This window comes from Pseudomonas sp. SDI (assembly GCF_003105155.1).
In the GTDB taxonomy this organism is placed as follows: Bacteria; Pseudomonadota; Gammaproteobacteria; order Pseudomonadales; family Pseudomonadaceae; genus Aquipseudomonas.
In genome coordinates this window covers 15,907-34,651 of record NZ_QETK01000022.1, presented here as the reverse complement: position 1 = coordinate 34,651, position 18,745 = coordinate 15,907, and the positions used below count along the sequence as shown (strand labels likewise).

Here is an 18,745-nt window from a genome sequence, read left to right as displayed (position 1 = left end):
CCACCCCTCAGGAGTGCCCCGTAGTGGACCCGCTTCCCCCGAGCAAAGAGCCGATCACTTCCAGCGACCTGTGCGACATCACCCGCGGCTTGCAGGAAGCGGCGGCGGCCACCACCAGCCTGATCGCACAACAGTACATCAAACTGTTCGACCAGTTTTTCGACTGCGACAACCACGACCTCGGCGCGCCGATGAAGGCAAAAATGGTTGAAGTGGCGATGGACGAACGACACTCGATGAAGGTCCCGCTGATTGCCTTGGTCGCCCCCCGCGGCCTGGCCCTGGAGCGCATGCAGGTGGACCTCTCGGTAAAAATCCAGGGCACCGAACAGGCCGCATTCCGCCAGGCCCTGGCCAGCGACGAGCTGCGTCACGAGCGCTTCTTCGTCAAGGTCGGCGCCAACCGTCGCCAGGGCGAGCAGCGCGACCCCGACGAAGTGCAGATCCGCCTGCAATTCCAGGCCTGCGAACCACCCGAAGCGATGAACCGGCTGATTGAGGAATACACCAACCTGATGAGCCCGTACCGCCTTCCCGAGGTCCGGCCGACAGCTGCGCCGACGCCGCCATCAGCGTCGAGCAACGAGTTCATCGACGCGGCCACCGTGCGCCGGGACTGACCGCGTGATCAGGCTTCAGAAGTCCCGTTTGTAGAACAGGTCCAGCGAGCTGGCGATACCACTGGCCGCCTCCACATAGAGTTTTTTGCTGAGCATGTAGCGCAGCGCAATGGTGCTCGCCGGTTCGAACACGCCAACCCCGTAACGCAGGCTCAGCCGTTCGGTGAGGTTGCCGCTGGCAACCACGCTGGTGGTGTTGCCGCTGCCCTGGGTATCGAGCTGGAAGTCTTCGATGCCCAGGCTCGAAGCAAGGCTGCCGGTGACGCCGGCAGTGCCCATCAGGCCCAGGCCGAGGGCGGCTTCGGCGAGCATGTTGTTGTCTTCGCCGGTCGTTCCCAGCGGCCGCCCCAGAACCAGGTAGGACAGCGCCTGCTCCTGGCTCATGGCCGGTTCCGAGAAGACCTGGGTGGTCGGCTGCTCGGCGCTGCCGCTCAGGCGGATCCCGGCAATCACGTCGTCGGTCTTGCGGATCGCTTCGATGTCCAGGTATGGCTGGTCGATCGGCCCGGCGAACAACAGGCGCGCCCGGCGGATGGTCAGGCGCTGGCCATAGGCGCGGTAGCGACCGTCGGACAGGCTCAGCTCACCACGGGTATCGAGGTTATCGCCAATGTGCACGTGGCCGAGCAGGTTGGCGGTGAGGCCGAAGCCACGGAAGGCCAGCTTGTCCTGCCCGACTTCGACGTCAATGTCCATGGCTACCGCCATCGGCGCCTTGCCCGCTTCGGTCTGATGACCAACGATCACCGTGTCGTCGGACACCTTCACGGTCGACGGCGGCAGTTCGCGCACAGTGATCTTGCCCTTGGGCACCAGCACCTTGCCGGTCACCGCCAGGCGTTCGCCTTGCAGGCTGATCTTCAGGTCTGGGGCCATTTCCAGGTCGGCGTACGGTTCGACATGGATCGGCAACTGCTGGCCTTGCAGGTGCAGGTCCACCGCCAGCGCCGGGCCCCAGCCGATCTGCCCGGCGAGTTTGCCGGTGCCGGCCTCGCCGCTGTTCCAGTCGCCGTCGAGCTGCAGCTGTTCGCCGGCAATTTGCGCGCGCACGGTCAGGTCCTTGAGGTTGACCGGCAGCTCCGAACCTGCCACTTCGCCATGCGCAAGCAGCAGGTTGCCATTCACCTGTGGTGCCAGCAGCGTACCGGAAATCCGCCCGCTGCCATTCAGTTGACCGGCCAGCCGCTCGACCATCGGGGCGAACGGCCGGGCCACGCTCAGGTCGAGGCCGTTGAGGTTGAAATCGCCAGTGAGCGGCTTGTTCTTCGCCAGTGGGTCGATACGGCTCGAAAGCAACAGCTCGCCGAGCTTGCCACCACGAAACTCCAGGCGGGTATCGACGCGGCGCGGACCGAGAGTGCTGTCCAGGCGCAGGGCCTGGTAAGGGAAGTCCAGCCACTGGCCCTTGTCGCGTACGCGCAGGGTGCCGCCGCTGGCATCCACCGCAACGCTGCCTTTCGGCCCGCTGGCCGGCAGGTCGAGGTTGATGTCGGCATTGAGCAAGCCCTGCCAGGCGAAGTCTTTCGGCAACCATTGCGCCAAGCTCTGCAGCGGGAACTGCTTGAGGTGGTAGCGCAGGCGTGGTTCCGGCGCCAGGCGCTGGTCTTCACCGCACAGGCTGGCCTGGCCAGAGCGCCAGCAATGCGCGCCGAAGTCGATCTGCCCGCTGGCCAGGCGTTGCAGCTTGGCGGGCGCCTGCAGGCGCCAGTCCTGGCCGCCGGCCTGAATCTCGCCGGAGGCCAGGCGACCGCGCCAGTTGCCCTTGTCGAGCTGACCGTCGAGACCCAGGTCAAGCTTGAGCTGCGGCCCGGCCAGGGCCAATTCCAGCTGTTGCTTGCGGATGTCGCCCTGGCCTTTGACATCGAGCGTGCCAAGAGTGCTTTCACCGAGACGAATGCTGCCCGCCTGCACGCTGATCAGCGCGCGTTGGGCGCTGTCGAGCTTGGCATCCAGGTTCAGCCGTTGCAGGCGATTGTCGGCCTGGGCCAGGTTCTGCCCTTGCAGGTTCAGGTTGCCTTGCGGCGCCTTGAGCGTGCCGGCGACCTCCAGGCGACCTTTGACCTGCCCCTGCAATTGCGGCCAGAGCTGGCCGAGACGCGGCAGATTGAGGTCGATCTGCCCGGCCAGCCGCTGTTGCAGGCTGCCGCTGCCGCCGATCTGGTTGTCGCCCAGACGTACCTGCAAGGTGCCGAGGGTCCAGTGCTCCCCTGCCCCCTGAGCCTTGACCTGCAACAGCGCCGGCTGACCGCGCAGGCGCCCTTTGAGGTCGAGGTCGGCGTCCAGGCGCAGTTGTTCGTTTTTCAGCTCGCCTTTGCTGCGTAGCGGGCCGGCGAGGGTGCCGGGCAGCTCGGCGAGCCAGTACGCCGGGTTCAGCGCCGACAGCTCCAGTGCGGCATCCCAGGCCAGGCCGTCGGCAAACTTCACTGCCACGCTGCCAGCCGCCTTGCCTTGCCCGGCGTCCAGCACCAACTGCGGCAAGCTGACCTGACCGAGGTCGCCCTGGAATGGGCTGCCGAGCTTGAACGCACCTGCCGGGCCGTCGAGGTCGCCGTTGAAATCGCCTTCATAGTTGCCGTCGCGGTACTTCACCTGGGCGATGAAGCGCCGCAGGCTCACTTGTGGCGCCTGTTCCAGCGGGTAGAGGCGCTGCCAGGGGAAGTCCAGCCAGTCGATGTTCGCGTCGGCACTGAGGCCTGTCTGCCAGTCGGCCTTGGCGCTCAGCTTCAAGCGTTGCTCGGCGCCCGCACTCAGGTCCAGCGCCGCCAGCTCGGCGCCCTTGGCGTCGACCCGACCATTCAGGGTCAGGCCGATCGGGCCTTGCTCCGCCGGCAGGCTGGCCGCACCGAGCAGGCGATAACCGCCCTTGAGGTCGCCGATGGCGGTCAGGGTCAGTTGGTTGAGCTGTAGGGTGTCCGGCAGGCTGGCGACCGGTTTGAAACCGTCGGCGGTGATTTTCAGCTGGGCCGGCAGGTGTTCGGCCAAGGCCTGCAGGGTGCCGCTGAGCTGCCCGTTCAGGTAGCCGCGGCTGTCGGCCTTGAGTATCAGCGACTGCTGCAACGCGCCGCTCACGTCCAACGCCAGTTGCCAGTCCTGGCCGTCCACCGCCGGCAGCTTGAGTTGACCGTTGGCCTGCAACGGCCAATCGCCGACGGGCTGCAACAGGCCCTGCAGGGTCAGGCTGAGGTCGTCACGCTGCAGGTCGAGGCGGTCGATCTGCAGACCGGCGACTGTCCAGTGTGCGGCCAGGGTCAGGCGGCTCAGCTGTTCGCTGCCATCGAGCGTCAACGCCCCGATCTGCACGTCACCCAGTTCGATGGCCAGCGGCAGTTTCAGCTCCGGCAGTGTCAGCGGCCCGCTGTCGGCCTCCGGCTCGCCGGGGGGGAAGTTCAGGTTGATGTCGGCGGCCTTGAGCCGGTCGATGCACAAGGTCATGCGCAGCAGGCACGCCGGCGACCAGGCGAACACCGGGCTGAGTACTTCGACCCGGTCGCCGCCCTGCTCCCAGAGCAGCCGCTCGGCCTGCCACTGCCCCGCGAGGCGACCCTGAAAGTTGTCCAACTGCAAGCCCGGCACCTGGCCGAGCGCCCAGCGGCTGCCGGCTTCGCTGCCGAGCAGCAGGGCCAGGCCTGCGACCAGTAACAGCACAAACGCCAGCAGGCCGAGACCAATCCTTTTGAACACGCGACTCACAGCTCTGGCCCCATGGAGAAGTGCAAACGAATACCGCCGTCATCGTCCAGCGCCTTGGCCAGGTCGAGTCGGATCGGGCCCACCGGCGATACCCAGCGCACCCCCACACCGACACCGGTTTTCAGGCTGGGCAACTCGAAGGTATTGAACGCATTGCCCTGGTCGACGAAGGTCGCCAGGCGCCATTTTTCGGCAATCGAATACTGGTACTCGGCGCTGCCGGCCACCAGGTAGCGGCCGCCGATGCGGTCGCCGTCGCTGTTTTTCGGCGACAGGCTCTGATAGTCGTAACCGCGCACGCTCTGGTCGCCACCGGCGAAGAAGCGCAGCGACGGCGGCACCGATGTGTAGCCGTTGGTGGCACTGCCACCGAACTGCACGCGGCCGAGGAACCGATGGTTCTGGCCAAGGGTGGTCAGGCCCTTGAGCAGCACGTTGCCATGTAGCAGGTTGGTGTCCGAGAGCAACCCTTCCTTGGCCACCTGAGCGTCGAATTGCAGGCGATAGCCATTGTGTGGATCGATGCGGTTGTCGCTGCGCAGGTAGGAATAGCTGATACCGGGCATCAGCAAGGTACTCAGGCCGGAGTCGTCGCCCAGCTTGTATTCCTCGTGCTGCCATTTCAGCGAGATCACCCGCTGCCAGCCGCTGGGCAACTTGCTGTGCCATTCCGGGCCGAGGGTGAGCAGTTTACTCACGGTGTCGGTGCCGGAAATTTCCTCGTTCTGGTAGCCGCCGGCAAAACGCAGTTTGTCGGTGAGTGGCGGATCCAGTGGCACGTCATACCACAGGCCGACGTTCTGCCGTGGCACCGACAGCTCGGTCTCGATACCGTAGCTGTGGCCTTCGGGGTTGACCCAGTGGCGGGTCCAGTTGGCCTTGCCGCGCGGGCCGACGTCGGTCGAAAAGCCGATCCCCAGGCCCATGGTCCGCGGCTTGCGGGTTTTCAGTTGAACCGCGACGGGAATCTTCTGCGCCACCGCCGCGGTGGGTGCGGCGTCGACCCGCACGCCGTCGAAGTAGCCGCTTGATTGCAGCGCATTGTTCAGTTCGGCGATCAGTTCGGAGTCGTAGGGGCTGCCTTCCTTGAACGGCACCATGCGCTGCAGCAGGCTTTCATCGAACGGCGTATCGCCGTCGAAACTCACCTTGCCCAGGTAGAAGCGTGGGCCGCTGTCATAGACCAGCTCGATATCGGCCACCCCGGCCGCCGGGTCGACCGCCAGGCGCTGGCGCAGGAAGCGACCGTTGAAAAAGCCGTAGCGCGAGGCCTGGTTCTGGATCAGCCGCTTGGCATCCTCGTAGCTGCCATGGTTGAGCACCGCACCGCTGCGCAGGGCGGCGCTGTCGGGAATGCGGAACGGCTTGAGCTCGCTGGCCGGGCCTTCGATACGCACGGTTACATCGCGCAGGTGCACCGGCTCGCCGGGGTCAACCAGCAGGCGCAGGCGTGGGCCCTGCTCGGCCTTGGCCGGTGGCAGTACTTCGCTGTCGATCTGTGCCTGGTAGTAGCCCAAGGCCTGGGCGGCTTTGCGGGCCTGCTCCTCGGCGCTGCGACTGAAGCGCAACAGCGCCTCTTCGTCGCGGTTGCCGAGGCTCCCGATGTAGCCTTCGATGTTGGCCTTGAGTGCGTTGTTGGCGGGTTTGACCCGTACCACCAGCTCGCTTTGCGCGTGTACTGCGCAACTGGCCACTAGCACAATCAAACCGCAGGTGAATCGTCCTGAATACGTCATAGGCGCGAATGCTACCAGAGCTTGGCGGCCGCTTGGAGCCTGGCGCGCCGCTGGCGGTCGCGCATTCAGGCCTGCACCTGGTGCAAGCGCTGCGGGTTGGGGTGGAAAAACACGCGCTCGCGAATCGGCCCGACCGCGATCTCGCCAATCTCGCGGTAGCCCTGGCGCGAGTAGAACGCCAGGTAATGGTCGTTACCGGTATCGAGCACCACGCCTTCCGAATTCGGGTCGTCGGCGCACCAGTCATGCAGTGCTTCGAGCAACTGCTCGCCATAGTGCTGCCCCTGAAACTGCGGGTGAATGCCGAGCAACGACAGCACATGCACCTGCTCGCCCGGCAGGCAGGCCATCAGCGCCGCCTGGTAGTCGAGGTAACGCCGGGTGCAGCGCAAACCGGTGCTCAACAGCATGCGCATGCGCCAGGCCCAGCTTTCGCTAACGCCCAGCCGGCGCAGCGGTGGCGCGATCAGGGCGATGCCGATCAGGCGGTCGTCGACCAGCAGGCCGAGCGCCGGCAGTTGCTGATAGAAATGCTGGTGCACCCACTCGCGCACCATGGCACGCACCCGCTGCTCGTAACCGGCGCGTTCGGCCTCGAACAGGTAGCCAAACGTCGGTTCGTGGCGGTAGGCGTGGTACAGCAAGGAGCGAGCTTCGCGGCTATAGCCGCTGTCGAGCAGCCGGACTTCGGCCGGGGCAACAGGCGATTCGGGCATGGTCGCGGTTCTCCTGAAGGGCAGTCATTGCCTTTGAGGTGCGCGCGACGGCAACGTTCACCTCGTAGAGCACGTTAGCAGTCGATCTGCCCGGTCGCCATGCTGGCCTGCGCTGGCGATGTCGGCTAGCATCCTGGGTTTTACCAGGATAGCGCTTCCATGAAGATCGTCTCGTTCAACATCAACGGCCTGCGCGCCCGGCCTCATCAACTGGCGGCGTTGATCGAAAAACACCAGCCAGATGTGATCGGCCTGCAGGAAACCAAGGTGTCCGACGAGCAGTTCCCGCTGGCTGAGGTGCAAGCCCTGGGTTACCACGTGCATTACCACGGGCAGAAGGGCCACTACGGTGTCGCACTGCTGTCGCGTCAGCCGCCGCTGAGCCTGGTCAAGGGCTTCAGCAGCGACGAGGAAGACGCCCAGCGGCGCTTCATCTGGGGCACCTTTGCCGATGAAAACGGTACGCCGATCACCATCATGAACGGCTACTTCCCACAGGGTGAAAGCCGCGATCACCCGACCAAGTTCCCGGCCAAGCAGCGCTTCTACGAAGACCTGCAAACGCTGCTGGAAAGCGAGTTCAAGAACGACCAGCCGCTGGTGGTGATGGGCGACGTGAACATTTCCCCGGAGGATTGCGACATCGGCATTGGCCCGGACAACGCCAAGCGCTGGCTGAAAACCGGCAAGTGCAGCTTCCTGCCCGAAGAGCGCGAGTGGATGGCCCGCCTGAAGAACTGGGGCCTGACCGACAGTTTCCGTTACCTGCACCCGGAAGTGGTCGATCAGTTCAGCTGGTTCGACTACCGCAGCCGTGGCTTCGAGGACCAGCCCAAGCGCGGGCTGCGGATCGACCTGATCCTGACCTCGCATGCGCTGTTGCCGCGGGTCAAGGCCGCCGGGGTCGACTATGAGCTGCGCGGGATGGAAAAGCCGTCGGATCACGCGCCGATCTGGCTGGAACTGAGCTAAGGCCACTTGGGGCTGCTTTGCAGCCCCATCGCGGGACGAGTCGGGTCGCCACAAGTCCTTTGTCATAACCCCGTCACCAAACCGACTTAATCTCCGGGCACGATCTCTACCCAACGAGTGCCCACCGGCATGTTGCGCCCCGTCACCGCCCTGCTCCTTGCCCTGTTCGCCCTACCCGTCGACGCCGACGACCTGGCCCTGCGCCTGCAAGGCTCCAACACCATCGGCGCGGCGCTGGCCCCGGCACTGGTCGAAGGCCTGTTCGCCAGCCAGGGCCTGCAGGCCATCGAAACCCTGCCGACCGCCATTGCCAACGAAGTGCTGGTTCAGGGGCGCGATGCCCAGGGCCATTACAGCCGCGTGGCCATCGCCGCCCATGGCACCAGCACCGGTTTCAGCGCCCTGAAAAGCGGCGAGGCGGAAATGGCCGCCGCCTCGCGCCCGATCAAGGACAGCGAAGCCCAGGCCCTGCGCGCCTTCGGCGACCTGACCCGGGCCGACGCCGAACACGTCATCGCCCTCGATGGCGTGGCGGTGATCGTCCATCCCGACAACCCACTGCCACAACTGGACACCGTCCAACTGGCACAGATTTTCGCCGGCGAAATCCGCAACTGGGACGAGCTCGGCGTCGGCAGCGGCCCGATTCACCTGTACGCCCGCGATGACCGCTCCGGCACTTTCGAAACCTTCAAGACGCTGGTGCTCGACCCGCATCGGCAGCAACTGGCCGGCACCGCCCAGCGCTTCGAAGCGGCCGATGCCCTGGCCGACGCCGTCAGCCGCGACCGCCAGGCCATCGGTTTCAGCAGCCTGGCCACCAGCCACGCGAGCAAAGTGCTGGCCATCGCCGACGGTCACTCGCAGGCCATGCTGCCAACCCCAGGGCTGATCGCCAGCGAGGACTACCCGCTGGCCCGCCGCCTGTACTTCTATCTACCCGCCGGCCAGCACAACCCGCTGGCCCGCGCCCTGCTCGAGTTCACCCAGCAAGCCAAAGGCCAGGCTATCGTCGCCCGCAGCGGCTTCATCGGCCAGCAGGTGACCCCGCTCAGCGTGCCGGCGCAGGAACACCAGCCAGCGCGATACCGCCGGCTGGCTGCAGCGGCGCAACGGCTGTCGGTGAACTTCCGTTTCCAGGCCGGCAACGCCAGCCTCGACAACAAGGCCCTGCGCGATGTGCAGCGGGTGGTCGAGTACCTGCGCCAGCACGACAAGCTGCAGCGCAAGGTAGTGCTGGTGGGCTTTGGCGACGCCAAGGACGACGCCGAACGCGCCGACCTGCTGTCACGCCTGCGTGCCATGGCGGTACGCCGCGAGCTGGCGAAAAATGGCGTCGCCCTGCGCGAAGTGATCGGCCTCGGCGAGCAACTGCCGGTGGCCGCCAACAACGACGAACAGGGCCGCATCCGCAACCGCCGGGTGGAAGTCTGGGTCTACTGATCAAGCCTTTGCAAAAGTTTGTAACAGCATGCCAGGGCTGCCTGACCGGTTCCGCGCTAGCCTTTAGAACGTGACGCCGGGCCCCTCTGACGGCTGCCAAGCCGCCATGTCGGAGTCACAGTTGTGCAAACAACTACGACAACGAAGGAGGGGCTCATGGCAGCTCTATCGGTATTTTTCAGCAACGACTTCCTCGGCACCCCCTCCTGGCTCTGGCTGGTTTTCATCACCATCGTCATCGCCCTGCTGGTCTTCGACCTCGGTGTGCTGCACCGCGAGCATCGCGAAATCGAAATGCGCGAAAGCCTGCTGCTGTACGCGGGCTATTTCAGCGTCGGGCTGATGTTCGGCGGCTGGGTCTGGTACGAACTCGGCGCGCAGAGTGCACTGGAGTTCTACACCGGCCTGCTAGTGGAGCAGTCGCTGTCGATGGACAACGTGTTCGTCATGGCGATGATTTTCGGTTTCTTCGCCATCCCCCGCCGCTACCAGCACCGGGTGCTGTTCTGGGGCATCCTCGGGGTGGTGCTGCTGCGGGCGATCATGATCGGCGTGGGCAGCGCGTTGGTGCATGAGTTCGCGTGGATGCTCTACGTGTTCGGCGCGTTCCTGCTGTTCACCGGGATCAAGATGCTCTTCAGCCGCCAGGAGGCGCACCCGGACCTGGCACAGAACCCGGTACTGAAATTTGTCCGCCGGCACCTGCGCGTCACCAACGAACTGCACGGCGCGCGGTTCTTCGTCCACCTCACCCCGCCAGGGCAGAACAAGGCGATCCGCTACGCCACACCGCTGTTCCTGGCGCTGGTGCTGATCGAGCTGGCCGACCTGGTATTTGCCGTCGACAGCGTACCGGCAATCTTCGCCATCACCCAGGACCCGTTCATCGTCTACACCTCGAACATCTTCGCGATTCTCGGCCTGCGTGCGCTGTACTTCGCCCTGGCGGCGCTGATGCACCGTTTCGTCTACCTCAAGTACGCACTGGCGCTTGTGCTGATCTTCATTGGCGGCAAGATTTTCCTGCACGGCATCATCGGCAAGATCCCGCCACTGCTGTCGCTGAGCGTAACCTTCGGCCTGCTGGCCGGCGGTGTGCTGCTGTCGCTGCTCAAGACCCGCGACCGCCCCAGCGCACCTGCCGGCGACCAAACCGAGGCAGAAAAAGGCCCGCCGAAGCGGGCCCTGTAGCCGCCTGAGTCAATGGCTGCTGCGCAGCAGCTCCTTGGGCACGTACTTGCCGACTTCGTACTTGCCGATGGCGGCCCGGTGCACTTCGTCCGGGCCGTCGGCCAGACGCAACGTACGCTGCATGGCGTACATATAAGCCAACGGGAAATCGCCCGACACGCCGGCGCCGCCGTGAATCTGGATGGCCCGGTCGATCACCCGCAGCGCAACGTTAGGCGCCACCACCTTGATCTGCGCGATCTCGCTGCGCGCCACCTTGTTGCCAACGGTGTCCATCATGTACGCGGCTTTCAGGGTCAGCAGGCGAGCCATGTCGATTTCCATCCGCGAGTCGGCGATCTTGTCGATATTGCCGCCCAGGCGTGCCAGCGGCTTGCCGAACGCAGTGCGCTCTACCGAGCGTTTGCACATCAGTTCCAGGGCCCGTTCGGCCATGCCGATCGAGCGCATGCAGTGGTGAATCCGCCCAGGGCCCAGGCGCCCCTGGGCAATCTCGAAGCCGCGGCCTTCGCCGAGCAGCACGTTCTCGTACGGCACGCGGACGTTTTCGAAGAGCACTTCGGCATGCCCGTGCGGGGCGTCGTCGTAGCCGAACACCGGCAGCGGCCGGACGATCTTCACGCCAGGGGCGTCGGTGGGTACGAGGATCATCGAGTGCTGCTGGTGACGCGGGCCGTCGGGGTTGCTCAGGCCCATGAAGATCATCACCTTGCAGCGCGGGTCGCAGGCCCCGGAGGTCCACCATTTACGGCCGTTGATCACCCACTCGTCGCCGTCGCGCATTGCCCGTGCGGCCATGTTGGTGGCGTCGGACGAGGCGACGTCCGGCTCGGTCATGGCGAAGGCCGAGCGAATCTCGCCACGCAGCAGCGGTTCGAGCCATTGGCGTTTCTGGGCTTCGCTGCCGTAGCGCACCAGCACTTCCATATTACCGGTGTCCGGTGCGGAGCAGTTGAACGGCTCCGGGCCGAGCAGCGAGCGGCCCATGATTTCTGCCAGTGGCGCATATTCCAGGTTGGTCAGCCCGGCGCCGAGTTCGGATTCGGGGAGGAACAGGTTCCACAGCCCTTCGGCCTTGGCCTGGTTTTTCAGCTCTTCCATGATGGCGGTCGGCTGCCAGCGATCGCCTTCGGCGACCTGGCGATCGAACACCGCTTCGGCGGGATAGACATAGGCGTCCATGAACGCGGTAACACGTTCGCGCAACGCCTGGACCTTGGGTGAATAGGCAAAATCCATGGGCAGTACCTTCTACGGGAAAGGGATCTGAAACTGATGCTAGATCACCGGGCAAAATCCACCTAACCTATTCTCGGCGTGTATTAACATTCATAACCGATATATGATCGGCGAATAACACCAACAAGAGCGGCGCCCATGAACCTGAGCAAGGTCGACCTGAATCTGTTCATCGTCTTCGATGCCATCTACACCGAAGCCAACCTGACCCGTGCCGGACAGATTGTCGGGATTACCCAGCCGGCGGTGTCCAATGCCCTGGCACGCTTGCGCGAGACCTTCAACGATCCGCTGTTCGTGCGCACTGCGCAGGGCATGGTGCCCACGCCCATGGCACAGAACATCATCGGCCCGGTGCGCAATGCGCTGTCGTTGCTGCGGGTGTCGGTGCAGGAAAGCCGGATTTTCAATCCGTTGCAGGCCAACAAGACCTTTCGTATCAGCATGACCGACCTGACCGAAGCGGTGATTCTGCCGCCGCTGTTCCAGCGTTTACGGCGCCTGGCGCCGGCGGTGGTGATCGAGAGCTTCCTCTGCAAACGGCGCGAAACCACCAAGGAGCTGGCGGCCGGGCGGCTGGACTTTGCCGTGGATGCACCACTGAATACCGACCCGCAGGTGCGGCACGTGAAGCTGATGCAGGATCAGTACGTGTGTGCACTGCGTCAGGGGCACCCGATGGCCAAGGCGCGGATCAGCCTGGATGATTACCTGGGGATGACCCATATCCATATTTCCAGCCGCCGCAATGGCCTGGGCTATGTGGACCTGGCGTTGGGCAAGATGGGCGTGCAGCGCAAGATTGCCCTGCGCTCGCAACATTATCTGATGGCCTCGCAGGTGCTGCAGCAAACCGACATGGTGATGACGGTGCCGGAGCGGTTTGCCCGGCGGCATCAGCTTAACTATGTGAGTTTGCCGGTGGAGGTGCCGGCGCTGGAGACGCATCTGTACTGGCATGAGAGTACCGATCAGGATCCGGCGAACCGCTGGATGCGTGAGCAGATGATCGAGTTGAGCCAGGCGGTGGTGGCGCAGGACCAGCGTGAGGCGCTTGGGTGAGTTCCCAAGCAACCGCTTGACGTAAACGTCAACCTGCCATTACGTTACCCTCACCGTCAATCCCGAGCCTCGCGCAATGAGCAGCCAGACCTACAGCATCTCCGACCTGTCCCGCGAGCTGGACATCACCACCCGCGCTATCCGTTTCTATGAGGAACAGGGCCTGCTGGCTCCCGAGCGCCGTGGCCTTGAACGCATCTATTCGGCCCGCGACAAGGTCAGCCTGAAGCTCATCCTGCGTGGCAAACGCATCGGCTTCTCCCTGGCCGAATGCCGCGAGCTGATCGAGCTCTACGACCCTACCAGCGGTAACAACAAACAGCTCACCAGCATGCTCGCCAAGATCGCCGAGCGCCGCGCCCAGCTGGAACAGCAGTTGCTCGACATCGAACAGATGAAACTGGAACTGGACACCGCCGAAGAGCGCTGCCTCCAGGCCCTGACCACGCTGAACAATCAGAACAATCAGAACAACTGAGCCGCCACAGGAATCCAGCCATGTCATTGCCCACTCACGTTCGCCTGGTCGAAGTCGGCCCCCGCGACGGCCTGCAGAACGAAGCCCAACCGATCAGCGTTGCCGACAAGGTACGCCTGGTCGACGACCTCAGCGCCGCCGGTCTGTCCTATATAGAAGTCGGCAGCTTCGTCTCGCCCAAGTGGGTGCCGCAGATGGCCGGCTCGGCCGACGTGTTCGCCAACATCCGCCAGCAGCCCGGCATCACCTATGCCGCCCTCGCCCCCAACCTGCGCGGCTTCGAAGACGCCTTGGCCGCCGGAGTGAAGGAAGTCGCGGTATTCGCCGCCGCCTCCGAAGCGTTCTCCCAACGCAACATCAATTGCTCGATCAGCGACAGCCTGCAACGGTTCGTGCCGATCATGGAGGCCGCCCGTCGTCATGGCGTACGCGTGCGCGGTTACGTCTCATGCGTGCTCGGCTGCCCGTACGAAGGTGCCGTCAGCGCCGAACAGGTTGCGCCGGTTGCCCGCGAGCTGTACGACATGGGCTGCTACGAAGTCTCATTGGGCGACACCATTGGCACCGGTACCCCCGGTGCCACCCGCCGGCTGTTCGAGGTGGTGGCCGCGCAGGTACCACGGGCGCACCTGGCCGGGCATTTCCACGACACCTACGGCCAGGCCCTGGCCAACGTGTATGCCAGCCTGCTCGAAGGGATCAGCGTGTTCGACAGCTCGGTGGCCGGCCTGGGCGGCTGCCCGTATGCCAAGGGCGCCAGCGGTAACGTCGCCAGTGAAGATGTGCTGTACATGCTGCAAGGGCTGGGCATCGACACCGGCATCGACCTGGAGCAGCTGATTGCCGCCGGCCAGCGGATCAGCGCCGTGCTTGGCCGCACCAGCGGCTCGCGGGTAGCCCAGGCACGCAACGCCCAGTGAAAGGGCGGCGGTAACCGTTCAAGCTGTAAACGAGTGTTACCGCCCCCACAGTTTTCAGGAAATTTGCGGGTAACACGGAAACAAATCAGCGAATTTTCTTGTAAGACAATTTCTCGATTCCCGCCAAACCATTGATTTTATTGAGTTTTAAAAAGTTGGCACGGCGTCTGCTATATCTTTGGTACAACAACAATAAAAAATGCGGCACACCCAATAAAAATAAGACGTAACGGCTCTGACATAACAAGAACAACACGGCAGAGGCGAAGCTAACAGATTTTTTTGGAGAGGATGGCTTTTCGGTGGGGCGTGCCCCACGCGACCGGACAGAGAACAATAAAACTACCTTCAGGTAGCGCCCGTCACGGTTGGATCAGTAATGATGGAAGTCGATCAGCGCTCAAAAAAATACGTTTGCTCTTGATCCCGGATGGGGATCGCCCGCGACACAGAGGCACGGCTGACAAAAACAACAATTTGCCGCCCTCCAATAATAAAAAGAGCACGCAACATCACTTCGAGGGGAGCTTAGGCTCCCCTCAGTGCTTCCTGTCCTGCGTATTTCCCTCGCGCTTGTGCGCCCCACCCTGCTCCACCTCGCTATCGCCTTCAAGCGTCTCCGCGAATGCACGCTGATCCAAGACGACTGCGCATCGCGGGCGATGCGAAGAACCTGCGCGTGGTCACCGACGAAGCCTTGCGCATGTCCATCGCCGAACTCGACGGGCAGCGCCTCCCCATCACCGAGGCAGAAGCCGATGCCCTCACTGTGGCCGGTGCGGTGGATGGTCGCAGGCACCTGAAGGCAAGCGAGCCAGGCTCGATAATCTAAGGCCCCCAGGCATTTCCCGGAAAATCTGATACGGTTTTTATAGAAATATCTGAGCCTGTTATGCATACAGATGCGCCGCCATAGTGCTCGGGCCTGATCGAGGCCTGATGAGCGACGAACCATGAGCGAACGTATCCCCGTCCAGATCGTTGAAATTGCCGAGCCTTCCCCCGCCAAGAAGAAGGCCGCCAGCAGCGACAGACAGATCCACACCCGCAGTTTCACCGGCGTGTTCCGCAACCTGCGCCTGGCCGGCGCAGGTTTTCTTTTTCTCCTGTTCTTCGGCACTGTCTGGTTGAACTGGGGCGGCCGCCAGGCCGTGCTCTGGGACCTGGCCGACAGCAAGTTCCACATCTTCGGCGCCACCTACTGGCCGCAGGACTTCATCCTGCTGTCGGCGCTACTGATCATCTGCGCTTTCGGCCTGTTCGCGATCACCGTGTTCGCCGGACGTATCTGGTGCGGCTATACCTGCCCGCAAAGCTCCTGGACCTGGATCTTCATGTGGTGCGAAAAGGTCACCGAGGGTGACCGCAACCAGCGGATCAAGCTCGACGCCGCGCCGTGGAACCTGAACAAACTGGCCCGCCGTTCGGCCAAACACACCCTGTGGTTGGGTATCAGCGTGCTGACCGGGCTGACCTTCGTCGGCTACTTCACCCCGATCCGGCCACTGGCGCAGGAACTGTTCACCCTGCAACTGGGTGGGGTCAGCCTGTTCTGGATTCTGTTCTTCACTGGCGCTACCTACATCAACGCCGGCTGGCTGCGCGAAGCAGTGTGCATGCACATGTGCCCGTACGCCCGGTTCCAGAGCGTGATGTTCGACAAGGACACCCTCACCGTCGCCTACGACCCACGCCGCGGCGAATCGCGCGGACCACGCAAGAAAGGCGCCGACCCGAAAGCCAGCGGCCTGGGCGATTGCATCGACTGCCACATGTGCGTGCAGGTCTGCCCGACCGGCATCGACATTCGCGACGGCCTGCAGATGGAGTGCATCGGCTGCGCCGCGTGCATCGACGCCTGCGATTCGATCATGGACAAGATGGGCTACGCCAGCGGGCTGATCGGCTACAAGTCCGAACACACCCTGCAAGGCGGCACCACCCACTGGATGCGGCCGCGACTGCTCGGTTACGTCACCGTCCTGGTGGTGATGATCGGCGCCCTGGTGATCGCCCTGCAGCAACGGCCGATGGTGTCGATGGACGTGATCAAGGACCGGGGCCTGTTCCGCGAGAACGCTCAGGGGCAGATCGAGAACATCTACACCCTCAAGGTCATCAACAAGACCCAGCAGCGCCAGCACTACACACTCGGCCTGGTCGATGCCAACGGCTTCGAGCTGCACGGCAAGACCGACTTCAGCCTGGCTGCCGGGGAGATGAGCGAGTTGCCGGTGTCGGTGGCCATGCTTGCCGACCGCCCGCACAGCAGCTCGCAGGACCTGAGCTTCGAGCTGGTCGATACCGACGAGCCTGGGGTACGCACCATCGCCCGCAGCAGGTTTGTCGCGCCATTGAACCGCTGATCCTCTAAACTCCGCCGCACGCAGACCGTCCCAGAGCCATGATGAAACGCTACGAGAAATTTGCCGACGACATTGCCGAACTGATCCGCTCCGGGGTGCTCGGCCCCGGCCAGCGGGTACCGTCGGTGCGCTACGCGAGCCAGACCCACGGGGTCAGCCCGTCCACGGTGTTCCAGGCCTACTACCTACTGGAGCGTCGCGGGTTGATCCGCGCGCGTCCGCGTTCGGGCTACTTCGTCAACACCCACGCGCCGCGCCAGTTCAGCGAGCCGCAGATCATCGAGCAGGCCAGCGAGTCGACGGAAGTCGATGTCAGCGAACTGGTGTTCTCGATTCTCGACTCGATCAAGGACCCGCAAACCGTGGCCTTCGGCTCGGCTTTCCCCAGCCCCAACCTGTTTCCGCTGCCGCGTCTGGCCCGCTCGCTGGCCAGTGCCAGCCGCGAGATGGACCCGCGCATGGTGGTCACCGACCTGTCGCCGGGCAACCCGCAGCTGCGCCGGCAGATTGCCCTGCGCTACATGGTCGGCGGGCTGATGTTGCCGATGGAGGAACTGCTGATCACCAACGGTGCGCTAGAGGCGCTGAACCTGTGTCTGCAAGCGGTGACCGAGCCGGGTGACCTGGTGGCAATCGAAGCGCCGGCCTTCTATGCCTGCCTGCAGATTCTTGAGCGGCTCAAGCTCAAGGCGGTGGAGATCCCGGTACACCCGCGTGAAGGCATCGACCTGGGGGTGCTGGCACAGACCCTGGAGAAGCACCCAGTCAAGGCCGTGTGGTGCATGACCAATTTCCAGAACCCGGTGGGCGCCAGCATGCCGGAGGAAAAGAAAAAGAACCTGGTCGAGCTGCTGCGCCAACATCAGGTGCCGCTGATCGAGGACGATGTCTACGCCGAGCTGTATTACGCGCAGCAGGCGCCCAAGCCGGCCAAGGCCTTCGATACCGAGGGCCTGGTGATGCATTGCGGCTCGTTCTCCAAGAGCCTGGCACCGGGTTACCGGATCGGCTGGGTGGCCGCCGGACGCTATGCACAGAAGATCGAGCGGTTGAAACTGATGACCTCGCTGTGCGCGTCGATGCCGGCGCAGGCGGCGATTGCCGACTACCTGCAGCATGGTGGCTACGACCGCCACTTGCGGCGCTTGCGCTATGCGCTGGAGGAGCAGCAGAGCGCGATGCTGGCAGCGATTGCCCGGCATTTCCCGCCGCAGACGCGGGTCAGTCATCCATCGGGGGGCTACTTCCTCTGGCTGGAGTTGCCGGAGCAGATGGACTCGCTGAAGCTGTTCCAGATGGCCCTGGCCCAGGGCATCAGCATTGCGCCGGGGCCGATCTTCTCGCCGACCCAGCGCTTCAGGAATTGCATCCGGCTCAATTACGGCAGCCCGTGGACCGAGCAGTCGGAGAAAGCGATGGAGACGCTGGGGCGGATTGTGCGCTCGTTCTAAGGGCCGCATCGCGGGACGAGTCGGGGCGCGCATCGCCGCGCCCACAGGGGATTGCATAGGCCTTGTGGGCGCGGGCTCGTGCCGCGATGCTGTTAGCGTCCGCCGCCCAAATCGATGAAACTCCCCGTCGAATACGACGCCTTGTCCGACAGCAACCACATGATCGCCTCGGCCACCTCATGGGCCTGCCCGCCGCGCCCCATGGGGATGCTCGGCGCAAGCTTGCTGACCCGCTCCGGGTCGCCGCTCAGGGCATGGAAATCGGTGAAGATGTACCCCGGCCGCACCGCATTGACCCGCACCCCCTCGGCCGCCACTTCCCTGGCCAGGCCGAGGGTGAAGGTGTCCAGCGCGCCCTTCGATGCGGCGTAATCCACATATTCGTTCGGCGCGCCCAACCGCGCCGCCACCGACGATACATTGACGATGCTGCCACCGGCGCCGCCATGCCGGGTCGACATGCGTTGCAGTGCGTGCTTGGCGCAGAGAATCGGCCCGACCACGTTGGTCTTCATCAATTTGAGCAGGCGGAATTCAGACATGTCTTCCACCCGGCTCTTCTGGCCGATGGTGCCGGCATTGTTCACCAACGCGGTGACCCGGCCCAGCTCCTGGTCGACACGGTGGAACAACTGGATGACTTCGTCTTCGACGCTCACGTCGGCGCGCACGGTGATGGCCTCGGCGCCCCGTTCACGGACCTGGGCCAGCACGCGCTGGGCGGCCTCGTCGTCGGCGTGGTAGTTGATGCAGATGCGGTAGCCGGCCTGCGCGGCCAACAGCGCGGTAGCGGCGCCGATACCGCGGCTGGCACCGCTAATGATGATCACGTTATCCATGGATACTCCTTGCCCCCACTGG

At 64.1% G+C, this 18,745-nt stretch carries 15 protein-coding genes; 10 read left to right on the top strand and 5 right to left on the bottom strand.

Annotated elements, in window-relative coordinates; translation table 11 throughout:
• Positions 1-53 precede the first annotated feature (53 nt).
• Positions 54-620 carry a DUF2589 domain-containing protein gene (locus DCO48_RS15490; protein ID WP_116551547.1) on the top strand — a complete coding sequence of 189 codons (567 nt, stop codon included), beginning with the start codon at positions 54-56 and terminating at the stop codon, positions 618-620.
• A 15-nt stretch (positions 621-635) separates the two neighbouring features.
• Here the strand turns inward: DCO48_RS15490 and DCO48_RS15485 are convergent, their stop codons facing one another.
• The 3 genes from DCO48_RS15485 to DCO48_RS15475 all read right to left on the bottom strand — a co-directional run bounded on the left by DCO48_RS15485 (position 636) and on the right by DCO48_RS15475 (position 6,762).
• Positions 636-4,310: a translocation/assembly module TamB domain-containing protein gene (locus DCO48_RS15485; protein WP_116551491.1), complete on the bottom strand. Its 3,675-nt coding sequence runs from the start codon at positions 4,308-4,310 to the stop codon at positions 636-638.
• Complete coding sequence (locus DCO48_RS15480; RefSeq protein ID WP_116551490.1) at positions 4,307-6,046, bottom strand: autotransporter assembly complex family protein; 1,740 nt, start codon at positions 6,044-6,046, stop codon at positions 4,307-4,309. Before DCO48_RS15480 ends, DCO48_RS15485 begins: the two co-directional genes overlap by 4 nt.
• A gap of 65 nt (positions 6,047-6,111) precedes the next feature.
• Entirely contained in the window at positions 6,112-6,762 is a 651-nt protein-coding gene (locus tag DCO48_RS15475; protein WP_116551489.1) for an N-acetyltransferase, read from the bottom strand.
• 159 nt (positions 6,763-6,921) lie between these two features.
• On the opposite strand from DCO48_RS15475, the gene xthA reads away from it, so the two are divergent.
• The 3 genes from xthA (at position 6,922) to DCO48_RS15460 (ending at position 10,368) form a co-directional block, all read left to right on the top strand.
• Positions 6,922-7,734 (top strand): exodeoxyribonuclease III, encoded by an 813-nt coding sequence (gene xthA, locus DCO48_RS15470; RefSeq protein WP_116551488.1) that lies wholly within the window; start codon positions 6,922-6,924, stop codon positions 7,732-7,734.
• Positions 7,735-7,863: 129 nt separating this feature from the next.
• On the top strand, positions 7,864-9,177 hold the full coding sequence (locus DCO48_RS15465; protein WP_116551487.1) for a substrate-binding domain-containing protein: 1,314 nt from the start codon (positions 7,864-7,866) through the stop codon (positions 9,175-9,177).
• Positions 9,178-9,333: 156 nt separating this feature from the next.
• Complete coding sequence (locus DCO48_RS15460; protein ID WP_116551486.1) at positions 9,334-10,368, top strand: TerC family protein; 1,035 nt, start codon at positions 9,334-9,336, stop codon at positions 10,366-10,368.
• A 9-nt stretch (positions 10,369-10,377) separates the two neighbouring features.
• On the opposite strand, the gene DCO48_RS15455 is transcribed toward DCO48_RS15460, so the two are convergent.
• Entirely contained in the window at positions 10,378-11,607 is a 1,230-nt protein-coding gene (locus DCO48_RS15455; RefSeq protein WP_116551485.1) for an acyl-CoA dehydrogenase, read from the bottom strand.
• A gap of 138 nt (positions 11,608-11,745) precedes the next feature.
• Between DCO48_RS15455 and DCO48_RS15450 the strand changes: the two genes are divergently transcribed.
• From DCO48_RS15450 to mapR, 6 genes are all read left to right on the top strand, one after another.
• Positions 11,746-12,669 carry a LysR family transcriptional regulator gene (locus tag DCO48_RS15450; RefSeq protein ID WP_116551484.1) on the top strand — a complete coding sequence of 308 codons (924 nt, stop codon included), beginning with the start codon at positions 11,746-11,748 and terminating at the stop codon, positions 12,667-12,669.
• A 76-nt stretch (positions 12,670-12,745) separates the two neighbouring features.
• Complete coding sequence (locus DCO48_RS15445) at positions 12,746-13,147, top strand: MerR family DNA-binding transcriptional regulator (RefSeq protein WP_116551483.1); 402 nt, start codon at positions 12,746-12,748, stop codon at positions 13,145-13,147.
• Positions 13,148-13,167: 20 nt separating this feature from the next.
• Positions 13,168-14,067, top strand: coding sequence for a hydroxymethylglutaryl-CoA lyase (locus DCO48_RS15440; RefSeq protein ID WP_116551482.1), 900 nt, complete (start codon positions 13,168-13,170; stop codon positions 14,065-14,067).
• Positions 14,068-14,692: 625 nt separating this feature from the next.
• The gene (locus tag DCO48_RS15435; protein ID WP_116551481.1) at positions 14,693-14,899 is read left to right on the top strand and encodes a DUF3203 family protein; all 207 of its coding nucleotides are present in this window, start codon (positions 14,693-14,695) and stop codon (positions 14,897-14,899) included.
• Positions 14,900-15,020: 121 nt separating this feature from the next.
• Positions 15,021-16,433 (top strand): cytochrome c oxidase accessory protein CcoG, encoded by a 1,413-nt coding sequence (gene ccoG, locus DCO48_RS15430; protein WP_116551480.1) that lies wholly within the window; start codon positions 15,021-15,023, stop codon positions 16,431-16,433.
• A 41-nt stretch (positions 16,434-16,474) separates the two neighbouring features.
• On the top strand, positions 16,475-17,884 hold the full coding sequence (mapR, locus tag DCO48_RS15425; protein WP_116551479.1) for a GntR family transcriptional regulator MpaR: 1,410 nt from the start codon (positions 16,475-16,477) through the stop codon (positions 17,882-17,884).
• A 92-nt stretch (positions 17,885-17,976) separates the two neighbouring features.
• On the opposite strand, the gene DCO48_RS15420 is transcribed toward mapR, so the two are convergent.
• A complete protein-coding gene (locus DCO48_RS15420) occupies positions 17,977-18,723 on the bottom strand; it encodes an SDR family oxidoreductase (RefSeq protein ID WP_116551478.1) in 747 nt (248 codons plus the stop codon).
• Positions 18,724-18,745 lie beyond the last annotated feature (22 nt).